21 protein-coding genes and 1 other annotated feature (1 of these 22 only partly in view) are annotated in these 23,041 nt (G+C 45.7%); of the genes, 19 read left to right on the top strand and 2 right to left on the bottom strand.

The genetic code is table 11. The features are described from left to right. Positions 1-98 (top strand) — a binding site (T-box leader) (it extends 120 nt beyond the left edge of the window). A 43-nt stretch (positions 99-141) separates the two neighbouring features. The 18 genes from ileS (at position 142) to DP120_RS06890 (ending at position 19,574) form a co-directional block, all read left to right on the top strand. Beyond that, positions 142-2,904: an isoleucine--tRNA ligase gene (gene ileS, locus DP120_RS06980; protein WP_112222925.1), complete on the top strand. Its 2,763-nt coding sequence runs from the start codon at positions 142-144 to the stop codon at positions 2,902-2,904. 449 nt (positions 2,905-3,353) lie between these two features. Beyond that, positions 3,354-3,830, top strand: a complete 477-nt coding sequence (lspA, locus tag DP120_RS06970; RefSeq protein WP_112222923.1) for a signal peptidase II — start codon at positions 3,354-3,356, stop codon at positions 3,828-3,830. Next, positions 3,830-4,741, top strand: a complete 912-nt coding sequence (locus tag DP120_RS06965; RefSeq protein ID WP_112222922.1) for an RluA family pseudouridine synthase — start codon at positions 3,830-3,832, stop codon at positions 4,739-4,741. Before lspA ends, DP120_RS06965 begins: the two co-directional genes overlap by 1 nt. A 189-nt stretch (positions 4,742-4,930) precedes the next feature. Further along, a complete protein-coding gene (gene pyrR, locus DP120_RS06960) occupies positions 4,931-5,470 on the top strand; it encodes a bifunctional pyr operon transcriptional regulator/uracil phosphoribosyltransferase PyrR (RefSeq protein WP_112222921.1) in 540 nt (179 codons plus the stop codon). Positions 5,471-5,494: 24 nt separating this feature from the next. Continuing rightward, on the top strand, positions 5,495-6,784 hold the full coding sequence (locus tag DP120_RS06955) for a solute carrier family 23 protein (RefSeq protein ID WP_112222920.1): 1,290 nt from the start codon (positions 5,495-5,497) through the stop codon (positions 6,782-6,784). Between the two features lie 124 nt (positions 6,785-6,908). Continuing rightward, positions 6,909-7,817 carry an aspartate carbamoyltransferase catalytic subunit gene (locus DP120_RS06950; RefSeq protein ID WP_112223272.1) on the top strand — a complete coding sequence of 303 codons (909 nt, stop codon included), beginning with the start codon at positions 6,909-6,911 and terminating at the stop codon, positions 7,815-7,817. A 3-nt stretch (positions 7,818-7,820) separates the two neighbouring features. Further along, on the top strand, positions 7,821-9,101 hold the full coding sequence (locus DP120_RS06945; protein ID WP_112222919.1) for a dihydroorotase: 1,281 nt from the start codon (positions 7,821-7,823) through the stop codon (positions 9,099-9,101). Then, positions 9,098-10,192 (top strand): carbamoyl phosphate synthase small subunit, encoded by a 1,095-nt coding sequence (locus DP120_RS06940; RefSeq protein WP_112222918.1) that lies wholly within the window; start codon positions 9,098-9,100, stop codon positions 10,190-10,192. The genes DP120_RS06945 and DP120_RS06940 overlap by 4 nt, the downstream gene beginning before the upstream one ends. Next, the gene (gene carB, locus DP120_RS06935) at positions 10,185-13,373 is read left to right on the top strand and encodes a carbamoyl-phosphate synthase large subunit (protein WP_112222917.1); all 3,189 of its coding nucleotides are present in this window, start codon (positions 10,185-10,187) and stop codon (positions 13,371-13,373) included. The genes DP120_RS06940 and carB overlap by 8 nt, the downstream gene beginning before the upstream one ends. Then, on the top strand, positions 13,370-14,137 hold the full coding sequence (locus DP120_RS06930) for a dihydroorotate dehydrogenase electron transfer subunit (RefSeq protein WP_112222916.1): 768 nt from the start codon (positions 13,370-13,372) through the stop codon (positions 14,135-14,137). The genes carB and DP120_RS06930 overlap by 4 nt, the downstream gene beginning before the upstream one ends. Then, entirely contained in the window at positions 14,134-15,048 is a 915-nt protein-coding gene (locus tag DP120_RS06925; protein ID WP_112222915.1) for a dihydroorotate dehydrogenase, read from the top strand. The genes DP120_RS06930 and DP120_RS06925 overlap by 4 nt, the downstream gene beginning before the upstream one ends. Next, positions 15,045-15,737, top strand: a complete 693-nt coding sequence (gene pyrF, locus DP120_RS06920; protein ID WP_112222914.1) for an orotidine-5'-phosphate decarboxylase — start codon at positions 15,045-15,047, stop codon at positions 15,735-15,737. The genes DP120_RS06925 and pyrF overlap by 4 nt, the downstream gene beginning before the upstream one ends. Beyond that, entirely contained in the window at positions 15,737-16,366 is a 630-nt protein-coding gene (gene pyrE, locus DP120_RS06915; protein ID WP_112222913.1) for an orotate phosphoribosyltransferase, read from the top strand. Before pyrF ends, pyrE begins: the two co-directional genes overlap by 1 nt. A gap of 307 nt (positions 16,367-16,673) precedes the next feature. After that, positions 16,674-17,912 carry a leucine-rich repeat domain-containing protein gene (locus DP120_RS18820; protein WP_233785855.1) on the top strand — a complete coding sequence of 413 codons (1,239 nt, stop codon included), beginning with the start codon at positions 16,674-16,676 and terminating at the stop codon, positions 17,910-17,912. A 127-nt stretch (positions 17,913-18,039) separates the two neighbouring features. After that, complete coding sequence (locus tag DP120_RS06905) at positions 18,040-18,525, top strand: hypothetical protein (RefSeq protein ID WP_112222912.1); 486 nt, start codon at positions 18,040-18,042, stop codon at positions 18,523-18,525. A gap of 138 nt (positions 18,526-18,663) precedes the next feature. Continuing rightward, positions 18,664-18,918 carry a DUF1871 family protein gene (locus DP120_RS06900; protein ID WP_112222911.1) on the top strand — a complete coding sequence of 85 codons (255 nt, stop codon included), beginning with the start codon at positions 18,664-18,666 and terminating at the stop codon, positions 18,916-18,918. Between the two features lie 113 nt (positions 18,919-19,031). After that, entirely contained in the window at positions 19,032-19,253 is a 222-nt protein-coding gene (locus DP120_RS06895) for an SMI1/KNR4 family protein (RefSeq protein ID WP_165843735.1), read from the top strand. Beyond that, complete coding sequence (locus DP120_RS06890; protein ID WP_112222909.1) at positions 19,254-19,574, top strand: hypothetical protein; 321 nt, start codon at positions 19,254-19,256, stop codon at positions 19,572-19,574. It begins immediately after the preceding gene. Positions 19,575-20,291: 717 nt separating this feature from the next. Here the strand turns inward: DP120_RS06890 and DP120_RS06885 are convergent. Continuing rightward, the gene (locus DP120_RS06885) at positions 20,292-20,876 is read right to left on the bottom strand and encodes a hypothetical protein (protein ID WP_112222908.1); all 585 of its coding nucleotides are present in this window, start codon (positions 20,874-20,876) and stop codon (positions 20,292-20,294) included. 146 nt (positions 20,877-21,022) lie between these two features. Next, entirely contained in the window at positions 21,023-21,916 is an 894-nt protein-coding gene (locus DP120_RS06880; protein ID WP_112222907.1) for a nucleotidyltransferase domain-containing protein, read from the bottom strand. A 225-nt stretch (positions 21,917-22,141) separates the two neighbouring features. Here DP120_RS06880 and DP120_RS06875 point away from each other — a divergent pair, with 225 nt between their 5' ends. Continuing rightward, positions 22,142-22,993 (top strand): helix-turn-helix transcriptional regulator, encoded by an 852-nt coding sequence (locus tag DP120_RS06875; protein WP_112222906.1) that lies wholly within the window; start codon positions 22,142-22,144, stop codon positions 22,991-22,993. Positions 22,994-23,041: the final 48 nt, after the last annotated feature.

The following is a 23,041-nucleotide window of genomic DNA, read 5'->3' as shown; positions in this document are numbered from 1 at the left end:
GTAACCGGTTCCGTTTCACCACGATACGGTGTTCGAGTGGCAGTTTTTATAAAACTGCAACAAGGGTGGTACCGCGAGTCTGGCTTCTCGTCCCTTTCCAGGGATGAGGGGCTTTTTATTATGCTTACAGGAGGAATATTGATGGATTACAAAGACACATTATTGATGCCGAAAACAGATTTTCCGATGCGCGGCAATTTGCCGAACCGGGAACCCGAAATGCAAGCTAAGTGGGAAGAGATGGAAATTTATAGAAAAGTTCAGGAACGGACGAAAGATCTGCCGTTCTTCGTACTCCATGATGGACCGCCATACGCCAATGGCGACTTGCATATGGGCCATGCACTGAACAAAGTGCTGAAAGACATGATTGTCCGTTCACGTTCAATGATGGGCTTTAACGCACCTTACGTGCCGGGCTGGGACACACACGGTCTGCCGATCGAACAGGCTTTGACCAATAAAGGCGTTAACCGCAAAGAAATGACATTGGCGGAATTCCGCAAGTTATGTGAAGAATACGCTTATGAGCAAATCGACAGCCAGCGCAGCCAGTTCAAACGCATTGGTGTACGCGGCGACTGGGAAAATCCATATGTCACATTAAAACCTTCCTATGAAGCACGTCAAATTGAAGTATTTGGTGCAATGGCGAATAAAGGCTATATCTATAAAGGCCTGAAACCGGTTTACTGGTCTCCTTCAAGTGAATCATCACTTGCGGAAGCTGAAATCGAATATCACGATAAAAAATCTCCATCCATCTATGTTTCATTCGCGGTGACGGACGGTAAAGGCGTTCTTGCTGAAGGAACGAAATTGATCATCTGGACAACAACTCCATGGACGATTCCCGCAAACCTCGGAATCACGGTCCATGAGAAATTGGATTATGTGGAAGTGGAAGCTAAAGGATCTCTTTACGTGATTGCACGTGAATTATTGGATGAAGTAGCTTCTGAACTGGGCTGGGAAGATCATAAAGTCGTGCGCGAAATGAAAGGTGCGGAACTTGAAAATATTCTTACGAAGCATCCTTTATATGACCGTACATCGCTTGTTATGCTCGGAGACCATGTTACTGTCGATTCAGGGACAGGCTGCGTTCATACTGCACCTGGCCACGGGGAAGATGACTTTTTGGTCGGTAAAAAATATGGCCTTGATGTTCTTTGCCCGGTTGACGAAAAAGGGGTCTTTACAGAAGAAGCTCCAGGATTCGAAGGCCAGTTCTACGACAAAGCCAATAAAGCGATCACAGAAGCATTGGACGCTGCAGGAGCTTTAGAAGCTTTGACGTTCATCACGCACTCGTATCCGCATGACTGGCGCACGAAAAAGCCTGTTATCTACCGTGCAACTGCACAATGGTTCGTCTCGATTGATGCATTCCGCGATAATATCCTGAAAGCGATCAATGAAACGACGTTCACACCTGCTTGGGGCGAAACGCGCCTGTTCAATATGCTGCGCGACCGCGGTGACTGGAATATTTCACGTCAACGCGTTTGGGGAGTGCCGATTCCGGTCTTCTATGCCGAAAATGGCGACCCGATCATCACAGAAGAAACGATTGCCCATATTGCAGACCTGTTCCGCGAACATGGATCGAATGTATGGTTCGAACGCCCGGCTGCAGAACTATTGCCGTCAGGTTTCGAACATCCGAGCAGCCCGAACGGCATCTTCACAAAAGAATTGGATATCATGGACGTTTGGTTCGATTCTGGATCATCCCATCAGGCAGTGCTGGATGAGCGCGACGATCTTCAATACCCGGCAGATCTTTATCTTGAAGGCTCTGACCAATACCGCGGCTGGTTCAACTCTTCTTTGACAACAAGTGTAGCGATCAACGGAATCGCTCCTTATAAAGGCGTATTGAGCCACGGCTTTACTCTCGATGGCAACGGCCGCAAAATGAGTAAGTCTCTCGGCAACGTCATCGTTCCTGCAAAAGTGATGAACCAAATGGGTGCTGACATTCTTCGCCTATGGGTTGCGTCCGTTGACTATACGGCTGATGTTCGCGTATCCGATGAGAACTTCAAACAAGTTTCAGAAGTATACCGTAAAATCCGCAACACGCTGAAATTCCTTCACGGAAATCTTGCTGATTTCAATGAAAAAGAAAATCGCGTCGCATACGAAGACATGCGTGAGATGGATCAGTATATGGCAATGAAACTTCAGAAAATGATTGAGACAGCCCGTAAAGGTTATGAAAACTACGAGTTTGCGACAATCTACAATGCTTTGAACAATTATTGCGCGAACGATTTAAGTTCATTCTATCTGGATGTTGCAAAAGATGTCGTTTATATCGAAGCGGCAGACCATCCGCATCGCCGCGCAATGCAGACGGTCATGTTCGATTCATTGATGGCGATCCTGAAATTGGCTTCTCCAATCATTCCGCATACTGCTGATGAAATGTGGTCGTATCTTGGATTTGTAGAGGAAGACAGTGTCCAATTGACGGATTTCCCGGAAGTTGTGGAAAACAGCAGCTTCAAAGATCTTGAAGTGAAATGGGAGAAATTCATGGATGTCCGCGATGATGTCCTGAAAGCATTAGAAGAAGCGCGTGCAGCGAAGACAATCGGTAAATCGCTGGAAGCGAAAGTCACGGTTTACGGTTCAGAAGAAACGAAAAATCTTCTGGCGTCTGTCGATGACAACGTAGCGCAGCTGTTGATCGTGTCCAATTATGAATTTGGCGGGTCGCCTGACAATGCGCCGGCTGATGCTCTTGTCTTGAACAACGTAACTGTAGCAGTTGAAAAATCACAGGGTGAAAAATGTGAACGCTGCTGGACAATCTCTGACAAAATCGGTCAAAGCGAAGCTCATCCGACACTATGCCCGAGATGTGCGGATGTTGTGGAGAAACATTATAGTTAATTGGAATTAAACCGATATTCCGGAAAACAGCTTGCTTCTTAAAAGCCGTGCTCCTGCATCGCTGCGCTGCTTCGTCGCAAAGAGTTGCCCTCGCAGGCGTCGGTCAACTCTTCGCTGTTTTGCTCCATATCTCTAGAGACTTCTCTCAGCGCCGGCGCGCCTATGGAGCAGGCGAATGCCGACGGAGCAAAGACGAGTGCTCTTCTCGGCTTATTGCGGGAGCCAAGGTGAGCCATACGAAGATGGCCCTCCTTTGCGACGAGCTTGCGCAGGAGCATAATCTTTGCACTGTCCTAAGCGCCGAAGCGGTATTTCCAAAGTTATTTGTATTAACAAATATAATTAATTGTTGAGGCCTGGAGAACCGGAAAGCCGGCTCTCCAGGCCTTCACTTTTTTGTGGCGGATTGTGTTAAAATAGAATGACAGATGATTTGACGGGGGAAACATATGTTTATTTATTATGCAATTGCAGCGGTAATTATAGCAGCAGACCAATTCACGAAATGGCTGGTCCTGCAGAACATGGAAATCGGGGAAAGAATTCCCGTCATTGAGCCTTATCTCGGCTGGCTGTCGCATCGCAACAGAGGAGCGGCATGGGGGATGCTTGAAGGACAGATGTGGCTTTTTGCCATCATTACAATTGCAGTGATTGTGGGAATTCTCTATTATTTCCATAAACACGCCAAAGGGCAGCCGCTGTTTCAGCTGAGCCTGATGGTTATCCTCGGCGGAGCAATCGGAAATTTCATCGACAGAATGCTCCGTGGCGAAGTCGTCGATTTTGTGGATGTACTGATTCCAGTCATCAATTACGACTTTCCGATTTTTAATATTGCTGACGCTGCACTGACAATCGGGGTTATCCTGATGATCATATTCGTGATCTATGACGAAAAACAAGAAAAGAAAAAGGTGTCTTAATGGAAGATTTAACTATACAAGTAACAGAAGAAATGGCGGGCCAACGAATCGATAAAGCAGTTTCTGCTATGGACGAAGACTGGTCGCGTTCACAGATTGCCAATTGGGTAAAAGATGGGGCAGTCCGGGTCAATGGTGAAATAGTCAAACCGAATTATAAAGTGCGTCTTGAAGACGTCATCATCGCTACACCACCGGTTCTTGAAGAATTGGATGTTGTACCGGAAGATTTGGATCTTGAAATCGTTTATGAAGATGCCGATGTACTCGTCGTCAATAAACCGAAAGGCATGGTCGTCCATCCGGCACCAGGCCATTCACACGGCACGCTGGTCAACGGTCTTATGCACCATTGCACTGACTTGTCCGGCATCAACGGAATTGTCCGTCCAGGCATCGTCCACCGGATCGATAAAGATACATCCGGTTTGCTGATGGTCGCAAAAAATGACGCGTCGCATACTTCACTGGTCAATCAATTGGTCAGAAAAAGTGTGACCCGTAAATATATTGCGCTGGTACATGGCCATATTCCACATGACAAAGGAACAATCGAAGCACCGATTGCACGCGATCCGAAAGAACGACAAAACATGTCGGTCGTGGATAAAGGCAAGCATGCGGTTACGCATTTCCGCGTTCTGGAACGTTTCGGTGATTTTACATTGGTCGAATGCCGTCTTGAAACAGGGCGCACGCACCAGATCCGTGTCCATATGAAATATATCGGCTATCCGTTAGTCGGAGATCCGAAATACGGACCGAAGAAAACAATGGATATCGGCGGCCAGGCGCTTCACGCGGAAGTGATCGGTTTCGATCATCCGAAAACGGGAGAATACATGGAATACTCGGCAGAAATGCCTGAGGAATTTGCAGAACTTCTGGAATCTCTTCGAAAGAAGGATTGACAAAACCTGAAGTTGTTCTTTATACTTGAAAAAACCAATCGAATAACAACACCTTTAAAAACAGTCCAGAGAGGCTGAGAAGGTATTTACGCAAGCCGGAAGTCTGTCTTCCGTGCTGGAATTTTCTGCGCATATAACCTCCTGCCCTCTGGCAGGAGGTTTTTTATTTGCCCAAAAGGAGTGATAGAAATGGTAGAAAAAGCAGATATTTTGGACGAGCAGGCAATGGCAAGAGCCATCACCCGGATCGCCCATGAGATTATCGAACGCAATAAAGGAATCGACGATATCATCCTCGTCGGCATCAAAACAAGAGGCGCATTCATCGCCAAGCGGCTTGCAGAAAAAGTGGAAAAGATTGAAGGCAAGGCGATTAAAACAGGTGAGCTTGATATCACTTTGTACCGGGACGACCTGAGCGTCAAAAATACAAACAATGAACCTTTGGTCCAGCAAGTTGATATTAACCACAGCATTGAAGGGCAGAAAGTGGTGCTGATCGACGACGTGCTTTATACGGGCCGGACAGTTCGGGCCGCAATGGATGCGGTCATGGACCTCGGCAGACCGGCACAAATTCAATTGGCGGTGCTGATTGACCGGGGACACCGGGAGCTTCCGATCCGCTCGGATTATGTCGGAAAGAACATACCGACTTCAAGCAGCGAACGCATCGTAGTCGAGATGAAAGAAAGCGACGGCAAAGACCGCGTAGCAATACACGAATAGTAGAGAGAGACGGGGGAGAAAGACTTGAGCGAAGCAGTACTCGATATTCAGGATAAACCAAAAACCGGCCAGTGGATTTCACTGAGCCTGCAGCATATGTTCGCCATGTTCGGCGCAACGATTCTTGTCCCGCAGCTGGTCGGCTTGAGCCCGGCAATTGCGCTGTTAACAAGCGGCATCGCGACCATCATTTTTGTTCTGATCACCCAATTTAAAGTACCGGCTTATCTGGGTTCATCATTCGCCTTTATCGTGCCGATACAGGTTGCAACCGAATCTGGGGGCATCGGCTCAGCAATGATCGGCGCCATGTTCGTTTCCGCTGTGTACGCACTCGTATCGCTGATCATCTGGAAAACCGGTTACCTCTGGCTGATGAAAATTTTACCGCCAATCGTAGTCGGACCGGTCATCATCGTTATTGGGTTGGCTTTGGCGGGGACTGCGGTGGATATGGCAATGACCATTCCTGCAGCAAACAATACTTCGGAATACAGCCTGCTGCACTTTTCAGCAGCAATTGTCACTTTGCTGACTGCAATCATCTGTACGATTTACTTTAAGAACATTATCTCCCTGATGCCTATCCTGATCGGTCTGCTTGCAGGTTATGCCTACTCGGCAGCAATTGGCATCATTGATTTTACAAGAATCGGGGAAGCAAGCTGGTTTGCGGTGCCGGACTTTTTGATACCCGGTGTGGATTATTCTTTCCAGGTCACACCGACATTACTGTTCATTATGGTGCCGATTGCCATCGTAACGATATCGGAACACATCGGCCACCAATTGGTGCTTGGCAAAATTGTAGACCGGAATTACATAAAAGACCCGGGGCTTCACCGCTCGATACTGGGCGACGGCATCGGAACATTTATTTCTTCATTAATCGGCGGACCGCCGAAAACGACATACGGTGAAAATATCGGTGTCCTGGCCATTACCCGCGTATTCAGCGTTTACGTCATCGTTGGAGCGGCCGTCTTCGCCATCGTCTTTTCCTTCGCCGGAAAATTGATGGCGGCCATTGAAACGATTCCGACTGCTGTGCTTGGCGGAATTTCGATCCTGCTGTTCGGGATCATCGCTTCATCGGGTTTGCGGATGCTGGTGGACAACAACATCGACTTCGGCAATAAACGCAATCTGGTCATTTCATCGGTCATCCTGGTTATCGGGATTGGCGGGGCAAGACTGGAATTCAGCGAAACCTTCGTTATCGAAGGTATGGCGCTGGCGGCTATCATCGGAGTGATCCTGAACCTGGTGCTGCCGGGACTGGATAAAGAAGAACTTGACGACGGAACTGAATAAACACCTTTTAATGAATGTCCAGAGAGGCATGGAAAGGGTTGAATGATAAGGGCGAAGTATGCCCTTGTTTCCTCACACCTTCCTGCTCTCAGGAGGGTGTTTTTTTATGGAAGGAGACATTGGAATGCCGAATTTATTGACCATGAACACCTTGAGGAATGAAACCATACTGAACTTGATCGAACGGGCCGCTGCTTTTGAAAACGGTGAGCAACTGGAGCTTGGCGGGACAATCTCCAATCTGTTTTTTGAACCGAGCACCCGCACCAAAATGAGTTTTGAAATGGCGGAGCATAAATTGGGTATTAAAGCATTGCCGTTTGAAACAGGATTTTCCAGTGTCCTGAAAGGAGAAACGCTATACGATACGGTAAAAACTTTGGAAGCAATTGGTGTGGATGCGATTGTCGTCCGCCACAGCGAAGAAGAATATTATCGTCAGCTTGAAGGAATCAAGCTGGCAGTCATCAACGGCGGCGACGGCTCTGGACAGCATCCGACACAATCGCTTCTCGACTTGTATACGATTTGGCAGGAATTCGGTCGATTTGAAGGGATACACGTAACGATTTCTGGAGATATCGCACATAGCCGTGTCGCGAAATCCAATGCCGCAGCTCTTGCCCAGTTGGGTGCTAAAGTGAAATTTGTCTGTCCCCCGGAATGGAGTGGCGATTTTGAAAGCTCGGAACGGCTAGAAGATTATATAGAAACAACTGACGTTGTCATGATGCTGCGGGTTCAGCACGAACGCCACGCAGACAGTGAACTGCTGCGGGTTCAGCACAAACGCCACGCAATCAGTGAGCTGCTGACGAAAGATCAATATCATGAGAGATACGGCCTAACCGTCGAACTCGAAAAGAAAATGAAGGATGCCGCAATCATTATGCATCCGGCTCCGATCAACCGCGGCGTTGAAATTGCTGACAGCCTGGTTGAATGTGAACGCTCACGAATTTTCAAACAAATGGCAAACGGAGTATTTATCCGAATGGCAGTTCTTGAATACGCAATGAAAGGGAGAGATTGAGATATGAATTTATTCATTAAAAATGTAAACATGCTGCAGGACGGGGAATTAACTCCGGTAAACATTCGCGTCGCTGAAGGAAAGATCCAGGAAATCGGAGCGGAACTAACCGTACAGGGAGAAGAAGAAATTGACGGCAAAGGCCGGATGGTCGCACCAGGATTCGTTGATGTCCATGTTCATTTGCGTGAACCGGGCGGCGAACAGAAGGAAACGATCGAAAGCGGGACGAAATCGGCGGCAAAAGGCGGCTACACGACAATATGCGCAATGCCGAATACGCGTCCGGTGCCGGACACGAAAGAAAACCTCCAGCACGTCAACGGGCTGATCGAAAAGAATGTGCACATCCGGGTTTTGCCGTATGCCTCCATCACGATACGGGAAGCAGGAAAAGAACGGACCAATCTAAAAGAACTGAAAGAAAACGGCGCCTTCGCATTCACAGATGACGGAGTCGGGATTCAGGAAGCGGGCATGATGTTTGAAGCGATGAAAGAGGCGGCAGCCATCGACATGCCGATTGTTGCCCATTGTGAAGATAATAGCCTGATCTACGGCGGTGTTATGCATGACGGCAAGCGTAGCCGAGAACTGGACTTGAAAGGCATCCCGGCAATCGCAGAATCGGTTCACATCGCACGCGACATTCTGCTGGCGGAAGCGGCAGGCGCACATTACCATATCTGCCACGTCTCCACAAAAGAATCGGTCCGTGAGATACGAGACGCAAAACGGGCTGGTATCAAAGTGACGGCAGAAGTGACGCCGCATCACCTCTTGCTGACGGAAGACGATATTCCGGGAGATGACGCCAACTACAAGATGAATCCGCCGCTGCGCGCTAAAGAAGATTATGAAGCGTTGCACGAAGGATTGCTTGACGGCACACTCGATTTTATTGCTACGGATCATGCACCTCACACGGCGGAAGAAAAAGCGAACGGAATGGACAAGGCACCGTTTGGCATCGTCGGATTTGAAACAGCGTTTCCGCTGCTTTACACAAATTTTGTCGAGACCGGAAAATGGACGCTTGAGCAATTGATCGACTGGATGACACGGAAACCGGCGGAAGTCTTCGGCTTGCCATACGGCACGATGGAAAAAGGGCAGGCAGCTGATCTTGTGCTGATCGACCTCGAAAAAGAACAGGCAATCGATGTTGAACAATTTTTATCAAAAGGGAAGAACACACCATTTGGCGGTTGGAATTGCAAAGCTTGGCCGGCAATGACCATATTCGGCGGTAAAATCGTTTGGCAGGAGGAGGCTCATCAATGAAACGTTATTTGATCTTGGAAGATGGCACGGTATTTGAAGGTACAGCATTCGGGAGCGACGATGCATCGATCGGGGAAATCGTCTTTAACACAAGCATGACAGGTTATCAGGAAATATTATCGGATCCTTCTTACTGCGGACAGATTGTCACGATGACTTATCCGCTGATTGGCAATTACGGCATCAACAGCGACGACTTCGAATCGATCGAACCGGCAGTCAAAGGAATGGTCGTGCGCGAACTGGCGGAGTTTCCATCGAATTTCAGAAGCAAATCGACGCTTTGTGAGCTGTTCAAAATGAAAGGCATCCCAGGAATATCGGGAATCGATACACGGAAACTGACGCGTCTCATCCGCTCAAAAGGTTCTATCAAAGGCATTCTGACAGCAGCTGGAGAAGAAGTGGATGTTGAGGAAGTCGTAAGCAAGCTTAAATTGACGCCTCTCCAGACGGACCAGGTCGCTCAAGTGTCGACAGCCCGCCCTTATCCAAGCCCGGGCCGCGGCAAACGCGTTGTACTGATCGATTACGGGATGAAACACGGCATTCTGCGCGAACTCAATAACCGCGATTGTGATGTCATCGTCGTTCCTTATAATACAAGCTCACAGGAAATTTTAGCCTGGGGACCGGACGGCGTCATGCTGTCGAACGGACCGGGAGACCCGAAAGACGTCGAAGAATGCGTCCAAGTGGTGGGAGAATTGATCGGCCAAGTACCGCTTTTCGGAATCTGCCTTGGCCACCAATTATTCGCACGTGCGTGTGGAGCGGATACATTCAAACTGAAATTCGGCCACCGCGGCGGCAACCATCCGGTACGCAACCTGGAAACAGGCAAAATTGAAATCACTTCCCAGAACCACGGCTACGCAGTGGATGAAGATACACTTCAAGGCACTCGTTTGAAAGTGACACACCAAGCATTGAACGACGGCACGAATGAAGGGCTGTCCCATTTGGATCACCCGGCTTTCACCGTCCAATACCATCCGGAATCATCACCAGGACCGGAAGATTCCAATTACCTGTTTGACAGTTTTATTGAAATGATGAGTGCAAATCGAAAGGAGCAGCAATATGCCTAAAAGACAAGACATCCAAAGTATCCTCGTAATCGGGTCCGGTCCGATCGTTATCGGACAAGCTGCTGAATTTGACTATGCCGGCACACAGGCGTGTCTGGCCCTTAAAGAAGAAGGCTACCGCGTCATCCTGATCAACTCGAATCCGGCGACCATCATGACGGACACGGAAATTGCCGATAAAGTGTATATCGAACCGATCACCTTGGAATTTGTCAGCCGCATACTGCGCAAAGAACGTCCGGACGCAGTACTTGCAACGCTTGGAGGCCAAACAGGTCTTAATATGGCGATTGAACTGGATGAATCCGGAATCCTCGATGAACTCGGAATCGAAATTCTCGGTACGAAACTGGAAGCAATCCACAAAGCGGAAGACCGTGATCTGTTCCGTACGTTGATGAATGAACTGGGAGAGCCGGTACCAGATTCCGATATTATCCATAATTTAGATGAAGCGAAAGCTTTCGTCGAACGCATCGGATACCCGGTAATCGTACGTCCTGCATTCACAATGGGTGGAACAGGCGGCGGCATCTGCCACAACGACGAACAATTGAAAGAAATTGTCTCAAGCGGCTTGAAATACAGCCCGGTGACACAATGTCTACTCGAAAAATCAATCGCCGGCTTCAAGGAAATCGAATATGAAGTGATGCGCGATGCCAACGACACAGCCATTGTAGTCTGCAATATGGAAAACATTGACCCGGTCGGCATTCACACAGGAGATTCCATTGTTACAGCACCGAGCCAGACACTGTCTGACCGCGAATACCAGATGCTGCGCAATGTATCGCTGAAAATCATCCGCGCCCTTAAAATCGAAGGTGGCTGCAACGTTCAGTTGGCGCTCGATCCTGACAGCTTTAATTACTTCATCATCGAAGTGAATCCGCGTGTCAGCCGGTCATCGGCTCTCGCATCAAAAGCGACGGGCTATCCGATCGCCAAACTGGCGGCGAAGATTGCTGTCGGTCTACATTTGGATGAAATGATGAATCCGGTGACGGGCCGCACATACGCTGCATTTGAACCGGCACTCGATTATGTCGTAACTAAAATCCCGCGCTGGCCGTTTGATAAGTTCGAAGCGGCAAAACGCAACCTTGGTACGCAAATGAAAGCAACTGGAGAAGTTATGGCTATGGGACGCACTTTTGAGGAGTCAATCCTGAAAGCGGTCCGCTCACTCGAGACAGGCCAATTCCATCTCGACTTGAAAAATGCAGATGCCATGAGCGATGAATGGATTGAAAAACGGATCCGCCGGGCAGGCGATGAGCGCTTATTCTTTATCGGCGAAGCACTCCGCCGCGGTGTGACGATCGAAACACTTCACGACTGGAGCCAAATCGATTTGTTTTTCCTGATGAAGTTCCAGAACATCGTTCAGTACGAACAGGTGCTGGCAGAAAATCCATATGATTTCGATACGGCAAAAAAGGCGAAACGCATGGGCTTTGCAGATCGCACCATTGCGAAACTGTGGAACACAACAGAACAGCAGGTCTATAACTGGCGCAAGGAACAAAAATTGATGCCTGTCTACAAAATGGTCGATACATGTGCGGCGGAATTCGAATCGGAAACGCCTTATTTCTACGGCACATTCGAAGACGAAAACGAATCCATCCGCACCGACAAGGAAAGCGTCATCGTGCTGGGTTCAGGTCCCATCCGCATCGGGCAGGGAGTGGAATTCGATTACGCGACAGTGCATTCCGTCTGGGCCATCAAAGAAGCGGGCTACGAGGCGATCATCATCAATAACAACCCGGAAACGGTCAGTACGGATTTCTCAATCTCCGACAAACTGTATTTCGAACCTTTGACGATAGAAGATGTCATGCACATCGTCGACCTTGAACAGCCAAAAGGCGTCGTGGTGCAATTTGGCGGACAGACGGCCATCAACCTGGCTGAAAAGCTGGAACAGAACGGCGTCAAAATTCTCGGGACGACGCTTGAAGACACAGACCGCTCGGAAAACCGCAATAAATTCGAAGCGGCATTAAATGAAATCGGTATCCCTCAGCCATTGGGCAAAACGGCGGTATCGAAAGAAGAAGCGGTAGTCATCGCCAATAACATCGGCTACCCGGTATTGGTACGGCCATCATACGTACTCGGCGGCCGGGCGATGGAAATCGTCTACAACGAAAATGATTTGAATCATTATATGGAGCATGCCGTTGAAGCGAGCCCGGAGCATCCGGTGTTGGTCGACCGCTATCTGACGGGTATTGAAGTCGAAGTGGATGCCATTTCAGACGGTGAAAATGTGCTGATACCAGGGATCATGGAGCATATCGAACGCGCAGGCGTCCATTCGGGTGATTCGATCGCGGTTTATCCGACACAAAACATTTCACAGGAACTGCTGGATACAGTGGTGGATTACACAACAAGACTGGCAAAAGGCTTCAATATTGTCGGCTTGCTGAATATCCAATACGTTATTTCTAAAGGTGATGTGTTCGTCATCGAAGTCAATCCGCGTTCAAGCCGGACAGTGCCGTTCATGAGCAAAATTATGTCAATCCCGATGGCCAATATCGCCACCAAAGCCATTCTCGGGCAAAGCATCATCGACCAGGGTTATACACCAGGACTGGCGCCTCGCGTAAATGGTGTCTTTGTAAAAGTTCCGGTCTTTTCATTTGCGAAGCTGCGCCGGGTGGACATTACTTTAGGGCCTGAAATGAAATCGACGGGTGAAGTCATGGGCAAGGATACAACGCTGGAAAAAGCGCTGTATAAAGGATTGGCGGCAGCCGGAATGGAAGTCAAAGACCACGGCACAGTGCTGTTGACGGTCGCGGATAAAGATAAAACGGAAGCGGTCGGACTCGCCAAGCGCTTCAAATCGATCGGCTACCAGATCATGGCAACCGGCGGAACAGCGGCGGCATTCGAAGAAGCAGGAATTGCGGTTGCACCGATCGGCAAAATCGGGGCTGAAGGCAGAACCTTGCTCGACGTTATCCAGTCCGGAGACGCACAGATTGTCATCAACACGCTGACCAAAGGCAAACAGCCGGAACGCGACGGATTCCGTATTCGCCGGGAATCAGTGGAAAACGGCATTCCGTGTCTGACTTCACTTGATACAGCGGCAGCGATGCTGCGAGTTATCGAATCGATGACATTTTCTGCAGAAGAGATGGGGGCGGGCAGATGATCAAACAAGAACGGATGAAAGTGGTTGCCCAGCAATCAATTGCCCGGCATATTTTCGAACTGACGGTAGAAGGCGGTTTGGTCGATGAAATGGCTGAACCGGGGCAATTTGTCCACGTCCGTGTGGCTGACAGCTTTGAGCCATTGCTGCGCCGGCCGATTTCAGTCGCTTCCATCGATAAGGAAAACAACCGATTCACGATGATTTACCGGGCAGAAGGACGGGGCACACAAATCCTGGCTGACAAGAAAGCCGGGGACGAAATTGATGTGCTGGGCCCGCTCGGCCATGGTTTCCCAGTGGAACAGGCAGAGAAAAAAGCCTTTTTGATCGGCGGCGGCATCGGTGTGCCCCCTCTCTACGAACTGGCCAAGCAATTGAACAGCCGGGGAATCGAGACCGTTCATATTTTGGGCTTTGAAAGCAAACAGGCGATCTTCTATGAAGAACAATTCAAAGCACTGGGTGACACTCATATAGCAACAGTTGACGGTTCGCATGGCACTGAAGGATTTGTAACACATATCCTGAACGAATTGCCACATGATTTCGATACGTATTTCAGCTGTGGACCAACCGCCATGCTCGAAGCGGTGCAATGGGCATATCCGCAGAAGAAAGGATTTCTTTCCTATGAACAGCGGATGGGCTGCGGCATCGGCGCGTGTTTTGCCTGTGTCTGCCGGACAACAAAATCAGAAACGGATTATATCAAAGTCTGCTCGGACGGACCTGTATTTCCAGCGGGAGTGGTGATTTCATGATTGATATGTCAGTAAAGATTCCTGGACTCGAATTAAAGAATCCGATCATGCCGGCATCCGGCTGCTTCGGTTTCGGCAAAGAATACGCCCAGCTATATGACCTATCCCAGCTCGGCGCCATTATGATCAAAGCGACAACCGTCGAAACGCGTCTAGGAAATCCGACGCCGCGTGTAGCGGAAACTTCTTCCGGGATGCTGAATGCCATCGGGCTTCAAAACCCAGGACTGGAAGGCGTCTATCATTCCGAACTGCCTTGGCTGGAACAATTCGATGTGCCGATCATCGCCAATGTAGCGGGCACGACGACAGAGGATTACGTGGAAGTGGCGCGTGAAATTTCAAATGCTCCGAATGTCCATGCACTTGAAATCAACATTTCCTGCCCGAATGTGAAAAAAGGCGGCATCACCTTCGGTACAGATCCTGCGGTCGCGAGAGAATTGACTAGAGCCGTGAAAGAAGTTTCATCCGTTCCGGTCTACATCAAATTATCGCCGAATGTGACGGACATCGTATCGATTGCGAAAGCAGTCGAAGAAGGCGGAGCAGACGGCATCACGATGATCAACACGCTGCTCGGGATGCGCCTTGACCCGAAAACCGGGCGTCCGGTCATTGCCAATATCACCGGCGGCTTGTCAGGTCCTGCCATCAAACCGGTGGCTTTACGAATGGTCTACGAAGTCAGCAAGCAAACGAATTTACCGATCATCGGCATGGGCGGCGTCACGGACGTGGATGACGTCATCGATTTCCTGTCGGCCGGCGCAAGTGCGGTAGCAGTTGGAACAGCCAATTTCGTCAACCCGTTTGTATGCCCGGAAATCATCGGCAAATTGCCGGAGCGGCTGCATGAACTAGGATACGATTCTGTAGAGGAACTTATCGGAAGGAGCCACCGTCTATGAGAAATGAAAGACCAATCATCGCTTTGGATTTTGCAACAAAAGAACAGGTATTGGAATTTTTAAAAGGGTTTGATGGAAGTCTGTTCTTGAAAGTCGGTATGGAATTGTTCTATCAGGAAGGACCGGAGCTCGTACGTGAAATCAACCGGCTCGGACACGATATCTTCCTGGATTTAAAACTGCACGACATTCCGAATACCGTGGAATCCGCCATGCGCGGAATCGCTAAATTGAATGTTGCCATGGTCAATGTCCATGCGGCAGGAGGTCTTGAAATGATGCGGGCAGCCAAACGAGGACTCAAAGGCAGTGATACGCAATTGATCGCTGTGACGCAATTGACGTCAACCAGTGAAGAAGGGATGCAAAAAGAGCAATTGATCCCGGTGAGCCTGGAAGAATCCGTTGTTCATTATGCAAGGTTGGCAGATGATGCAGGACTGGACGGAGTAGTGTGCTCTGTACATGAAGCGGAAGCGATTGGCGACGCATGTGGTGAAGAATTCCTGCGTGTAACGCCGGGTATTCGCCCGTCACAAGTTTCTGCAGACGATCAAAAAAGAGTAGCAACGCCAGCAGAAGCTAGCAGACAAGGTTCTACACATATCGTAGTAGGACGTGCCATCACGAAAGCGTCAAATCCGAAAGACAGTTACCAGCAAATACGAGCGGAATGGAGTGGTCAATGATGAAGAGGGAAACTGCCAAACATTTATTGGACATCGGCGCAGTCGAATTGCGTCCACAAGACCCTTTCACATGGGCATCTGGCATTAAATCTCCGATTTACTGTGACAACCGCCTGACAATGTCTTATCCGAAAGTGCGTAAGGAAATTGCCAAAGGGCTGGCTGCCAAGATCAAGGAATTCTACCCGCAATGCGAAATCGTAGCAGGCACGGCAACGGCCGGCATTCCACACGCGGCATGGGTCAGTGACCTGTTGGAGCTGCCGATGGTTTATGTAAGATCCAAACCGAAAGAACACGGCCAAGGCAATATGGTCGAAGGCAAAGTGGAACCCGGCAAAAAAGTTGTTGTGGTAGAAGATCTAATTTCTAAAGGTGGCTCGGTGATTCAAGCTGCACAGGGATTGCAGCAGGCAGGTTTCGAAGTGCTCGGCATCGTCGCTATTTTTACATACGATTTACCGCAATCCGTCGAAGCAATCGAAGCGGCAGGATTCACATTCCACACGCTCACCGACTTCCCGGCACTTGTCGAACAAGCGGCAAGTACAGGAGCAATCGAGCAGGCGGATCTGCCTATGCTGCGTGAATGGCATGAAGGATTAAAGGCAGGAACATTGAAGGGCTGACCATGTGGTCGGCTTTTTCTTTTTGGCGAGAGTTTTGTGGTGAATAGCAAAGACCTGAATTTATTAGTAATTAAAAGCACATTTTTTGTTCGTAAATGTCTGTGATGTGTGGCGAACGTTCGTAAAGTGTTTTGTTATTTTTACGAACGTTATTTCAGTGCATTATCGGCTGTTTTCAAAGTGTTCGTAAATGTGTACTTTTACGAACGGTTTTATTAACAAAATTATCTAGCTATTATATTTAGTTCTAAGTATATTTAATTTAAGAATGTTAACCCTAATAAAAGAAGATAACTGAGGAGAACTTATGGAGAAAAGTAAACTTCGCGTAAGAAACGACGATAATGGACCAACAGTGTTAATCGGCAAATATAATGTACAAGAATCGGTCCAGTACATCCAAACATACCAGATCAAAAGTGTAGAAATTACTTATTACTATGTAGAATCACAAATCGATTTCTTGAGTGAATGCACTGCCATTGAATCTTTATCGCTTCAAGGTGCGAATGTAAAGAATTTGAGCGGCCTATATCACTTGAAGGCTCTTAAAACTTTGGCAATCGATGATGTTGTGCCTTCCTCGACAATCGATTTTAGCCAATTGACCACTTTGGAAGAGATTTACGGCACACTGCCGCCTAAGGCAGCAGCAATCGGCAGCCTGATCAACTTGAAGAAAGTGCAGATCTGGGACTATAAACCAAAAGCGAAAAACCTGAAAGAATTCTCAGACATGAAATCTCTTATAGACCTCGAGCTCATCAACTCCAATATCATTTCTTTGGAGGGTATTCAAGGATTGAAGAAGTTGAATCGGCTAGCACTGTTCAGAATGAGAACCCTAACGGACATTGAAGCGGTCCAGCATCTGTCGGGAAATTTGACGGATCTCGAAATAGAATCGGCGAAAAACATACAAGACTTTTCGCCAATCGGAAAAGTCGGGTCGCTCGAACATTTAGGTTTAAATAACTGTGGAACGATTCCCTCTATCGGATTCATTAAGCAACTTCCTCACTTGAGAAGTATGAGGTTTTTGGATTCCACTGTCTTAGATGGAGATGTCTCCCCTAGTATCGAGCTGGAACACGTTTATTTTACGAACAAAAAACATTATTCTCATCGCCTGAAAGATGGGCCAAGGCTCAATGATCGTCCCACTTTTATAGAAAGAACCCTATCGGAAGAAACTGAATCGGTTTTACAAAACTACAATCAGGAGGAACAGCCCTTGCCTACGCAAGAGTGGAGAATGAGGATGGAAGATGGAGATGATGAGTTTACCCTAGAGAGTATAGCAGAAACGGAAACTGTGCTCCAAGATTTTCTGGCAACACTATCCCATCTTCAAGCGCCGTCTGAAAAGAAAATCATAAAAAAAGTGAAGGAAGTGGTCCTCCGTTTAAATGTACTGAATGAAAAATATGATTTTTTCATTGAGACACTTGAGCGAGAGGAACTGCATGATTTTATCATGGAAAAAGCGCAGCAAGCGGGGTTGAAGACAGATGAAGACATCACTGAAGAATGGCGGGAATGGTAAGAAGGTTTTGCAAGATGTTTATGGGCTAAGATATAGAACAAATAAAAGGCGCTATTTTAGCGAAAGTGAATGTAAATTAAGTGCAGTTAAGTTACATTCGATAAGCGATTGATAAAGGTGGAGAAGAATGTATAAGGAAAACAAAAACTTCGCAGAGAGAGCTTTAAAACAGTTGCTTATTGGAAGTCAACTTGATGGTTTTCGGTTTGGGATTGGTCCAGGGGCAGTACGCGTCTGTTTTTCCCATTATTCTGAGCAAGACCCGGACGTGTTATGGTTGACCATCGAAGTAAGGAAAATCGCGACTATTATAAACAAAGAGCGATTAACTACCATATCTAAAGAAACCGTAGAAGAACTTGACGATGAAGAATCGTTTCAATTGTTACTGAGATACCGGAGAGAAAAAGTGAAAGATGTTTGGCTTGGAGACGAATCACCACATTTGTATATTTCGTTTGAGTCCGGAAAAGTGTTATATGTAAATGGGCATGATAAAAATTATGAATGCTGGCAACTTGGAGACATGCATGGATACGGGGATGGCGACTGGCTAATTGTAGCGGTTCCAAGTAATGAAATCGCAACATGGAGTCCAGAAGAGTTTAAATAAAATTAGCTAGAAATAGAAATAGAAATAGAAATAGAAATAGAAATAGAAAATGAATGTAACTTATTGTGAATTAAGTTACATTCAATGAAAGAAACAAGACGGTACTAGAACGAATTAGCACAGGTTAGGGGGCTAGTTATGGAAGAATATATAATTGTAAAAAGTATCATTGATGACTGGGATCCGATTGGTTTATTGGATCTTGGGTGCCCAGAGGACGAATACGACCCTGAAATCAGAGATATTGTAGCGCTCTTGCCTCATGTGAAATCCGTTGATGAACTTGCATTAAGAATCAGGCAAGTTTTTATAAAATGGTTTGAGGAATTTTTATTAATCGAAAAACGCTATCCGATAGCTTTGAAAATATGGGAGACTACTAAAAAAACATAGGTTCCTTTTTTAGTGCGTCTGAATGTAACTTATTAGCAAGTAAGTTACATTCAAAACCCATAGAAATTAGACGGCATCAACTAACGAACTTATTAATGAGGGGGAATGATCACATGAATATCAAGAAAATCATGGAGGCAGTACTAAAAACGGTGGATGATAACAATCAACGATTGTTAATTCAACATAACGGTCATCTTACTAAAGCGATTAGCACAGCCAATACTCCTGCAGAAGAAGACGATATTGCTCTATTCGAAAGGCAGCTTGGGCATCGATTGCCGAAAGACTATCGTTCCTTTCTGTTGGAATACAATGGAGCGCATATCTATTAAATGATTTTGGATTATGGAGTAAATGGGGGAGGCGGATTGCAAGTTTTTTCTGTTCAGGAACTGAAAGAGAATATGGATAACATGGATGTGTATCCTGGTTTCTTGCCAATCGGGAGCATGTATGACCACTACTTGGCCATCAGTCTGGAAACGGTAGAGAATTCCAATTATCTTTATCGACTTGATAACGATGATGGGCCTCAAGCTTTGAACATTAATTTCTACCTATTTTTTGATCGCTTTGTGGTGTCCCAAGGGGCTGCATTCTGGGAATGGCCAATTTACAATGCGGCTAGTCGCTATTGTTTGGAAGGGGACTGATTATTCATCTTTGCTTTTCCTTTTAGAAATTATTGGTTTACATATCCCCAAGTCATCAGAATCTATACAAATAGAAAGAGAACGAAGAGATAGTTGATTGAATCGGTTGGGACAATTATAAGATAGAAGCCCATTTAAGCAACTCAAAGGAGGCAGGATGCTTATGAACAACATAAACGCCCAAGAGTTATGAAGTTATCTGTTAAACAAAGTAATATTTTTGTTTTAGTGCTTTCCACTTTTGCCTTTATCTACTCTATTGCAGATATTATCTACCAAATACAGTCAGATTTTCCTCTAAATCCAACCTAATTGTTGGTGTTTTTTTACAGTCTTATAATTATTATCTTTGTAATAAAGGATTGGAATAAATACGAATAATATATAAAATGCCTTTCTGTTACTAATCGGAAGGGCATTCTAGTATTTCTTGACGATTATTGAAATTGTTTTGAACAGAAAAAAACTGACTTGTTAAGAATTATTATTTCATGTAGTACTTTACAAGGGGTGTATGTACTTACTTTAAAAGGATTGGGTTTACATATCTAAACTTATCGATAGTGAAGAGGATTTTAATGGCAAAAATAAAAAAGAAATGGATACCACGCGGCATCCATTTCCTTTTTTAACTAATGAGCACTGTTCTTTTTATTCTTCTCTTTTTTAACTAATGAGCACTGTTCTTTTTATTCTTCTCTTTTTTATAAATATCGGTTAAAGATATTCTCGCCAAAATTCATAAAGTTCCCGCAATGTTTCCTTCTTGGTTTCGTCCTTTAAAACTTCAAGGGTTAAAGTATATATCAATTGCCGAGGCTCCAATTCAAATGAAGCGTCTTTTAGTATAACAATAGGACGATTAACATGCACTAGTGATTTAGGTTTTGTTACAAATCCCCATTCTAATTCAGGGAATTCTTTTAGAAAAACTTCGCCAAAATATATCCCAATATCGTTAATTAGACTGTGGGTTGATAAAGTAAATTCATATGGATTCTCTAAATATGCTTCTTGCACCCATTCTGGCAGCTGGGCAAGTTCTTTGGCTATTTGCTCATAAGATTTCGGCTCTGCCTCTACCAGTGGAATAAACCATTCCCATAAAGCTATCAACGATTCAGGAGAACCGTCTAAAGGTAATGCATCATTTTCGCTGCTCCACGCATACAATGCTTTCAATTGACTGAGCCGATCAGGTATCTGGCTGACAAACCAATCGAAATGTTGTTGCGCTTCTTTCTTGGTCATGACTTCAAATTCGCTGATTTCAAATGGTGGTTCCATTGCATAGTAGTCCATCTTATGACTCCTTTCACATCGTTAAGCGTCGTTAGCTCCATTTATCTTATCATCTTAAACAGTTTACAAGCTTACATATCGCTACTTATAGGAAAGTAAGGAACTTATAAGCTTCTTTCTCTTTTTGTGTCTGCATAAGTGTACTTTTACGAACAGTTACCTCTTTGTGATTTCCGAGGATTTTCTGTTTTTGATGATAATACAGGTTCGTATAATTTGGGCATCGGTTGTATTAATTCTTGCCGTGCAGATGTAGTGTCATAATCGGGGTAGTGCGCTTCTATCAGTGTTAGCGTTTCAGCTAACAAATCACGAAGTTGTTCAACAGCAATTTCCGGTGTTTCCTTATACATATTTTGAAGACGAATTTCGATTTTTTCGGGTCTTAAAGATAACTCATTTAACCGTTTGTAAATCCACTTATAGGTGGGGAAGTATGACTTATTTAAAGCGAGTAGGATAATAAAAAGGCTGCATTGAATATTACTTAGCATATTATAGAAAACGGTCGGATTTTCACGTTTTGATTCTAAGAGAATGTGCCGTAGATGAAAGTGGGGTAAATATTCTTTGAAAAAGCGTTCGGTAAGCCCGGGGGGATATTTTTCTACTCGATCTTTCCAGGACTTAATAAATTCTCTGCCATGCATTGGAACGCAAAAGCGCATCGTATCTACAATATTGCTGGCATCTAAATCGGTGCTACCCTCATCTACTACGATCGCAATATTTGCTTCTTCAACAGAAGCGGTTTTATGCCACATATCAACTTGAAAACCATTAATGATCAAAGCGTTGTGATAGGCAAAATGGGTTTTAGGATATCGATGTTCAGCTTTCAAGAGGGTGGAGATATCTTGCTTAATAATATTACTTGGCTCTTTGTCCCAGTATAGAAAAAGTTCCAAGTCGGAATAGCCATCGGCATAGTTTCGTGCTGCCGAACCACCTACAACAATAGCGCGAACTTCGGGGTATAGTGCTAACTTTTTTGTAAGTATTTTGGCAATTTCTAATCGCCATCGTGTATGTGTATTCAAAACTATATTCCTCCTTAACGTTGTTTTTAATACGGGAGTTCTCAATGTTGTCCATATACAAAAGCATTAAATGGACTCTTGATAATTGCTTTTTATTCTGCTTTCACTTTTCTTATCTTTAGCCAAATATAATCTTCTCTTAGGTATGATATAGTGAAAAATAAGATATGAGTATCAGTAAGAATAGGGAGAGACTATTGATTATTGCTGTTGGAGGTGAGCTAGGTGGCACCAAACGATTTGATTGAAACAAGTCCAACTTATGTTAAAGGATTTATAATAGAACTTGATAGGGGAAATCCATTTCCTAAGATTATGAATAATAGGGAAACTGCCATGGACCTCCTATTAGTGACGGAAGGAAATGGACAATTTATAATCGGTGAAAAAAAGCATAAAGCATCTCCTGGAACACTTCTAATCAATCAGAGTGGCTTATTGGGAAAAGCGGAAATTGACTCAACGTGCAGGTTCAAAGCGCTTTATTTACGTTTTTCATCTTTAAAATTGAAAGGATTGCCTGAAAACCACTTAATAGGAGTGGGGGAAACCCCTGTTTTAAATATCGGCCAAGGATTTACAGATTATGAGCAGCTCATTCTTCAATTGATTTTTGAATGGGAAGGGAAACTTCCTGAAGCAGGGATCTTCTCAGAGGCCTATCTTTCATTACTTATTGGAAAGCTCGTGAGAAAGCTCTATCATAACCGCATAGAGACAAAAAAGAGATCTTCTTCTGCGGAGGAAGCGATTTTAGTCGTAAAACAATTAATTGAGGAAAAATACCAAGAGAGTTGGACATTGGAGTCCTTAGGGGAAAGGGTATTTCTTAGTTCTTCTCATTTATGTCGTCAGTTCAAAAGAAAAGTAGGATGGACACCGGGCCAATACCTGATCCGTTGCCGTATGGAAGCAGCCAAAAAAATTTTGACGCACTCGAATGCAACGATGGGAGAAATTGCCGATCAAGTCGGTTATAAAAGCGAAACACATTTTCATCAGGTTTTCAAAAAACACACAAAAATAACTCCTGGACATTATCGGGAAATTCAGAGAAGCCAAATCAGTAACTTATAAAAAAACAGGGAGAGAGAAGACTAAATATAATTAGTTAACATATCATGA

Source organism: Planococcus halotolerans, from assembly GCF_003289955.1.
Lineage (GTDB): Bacteria > Bacillota > Bacilli > Bacillales_A > Planococcaceae > Planococcus > Planococcus halotolerans.
This window is presented reverse-complemented; position numbering and strand designations above follow the sequence as displayed.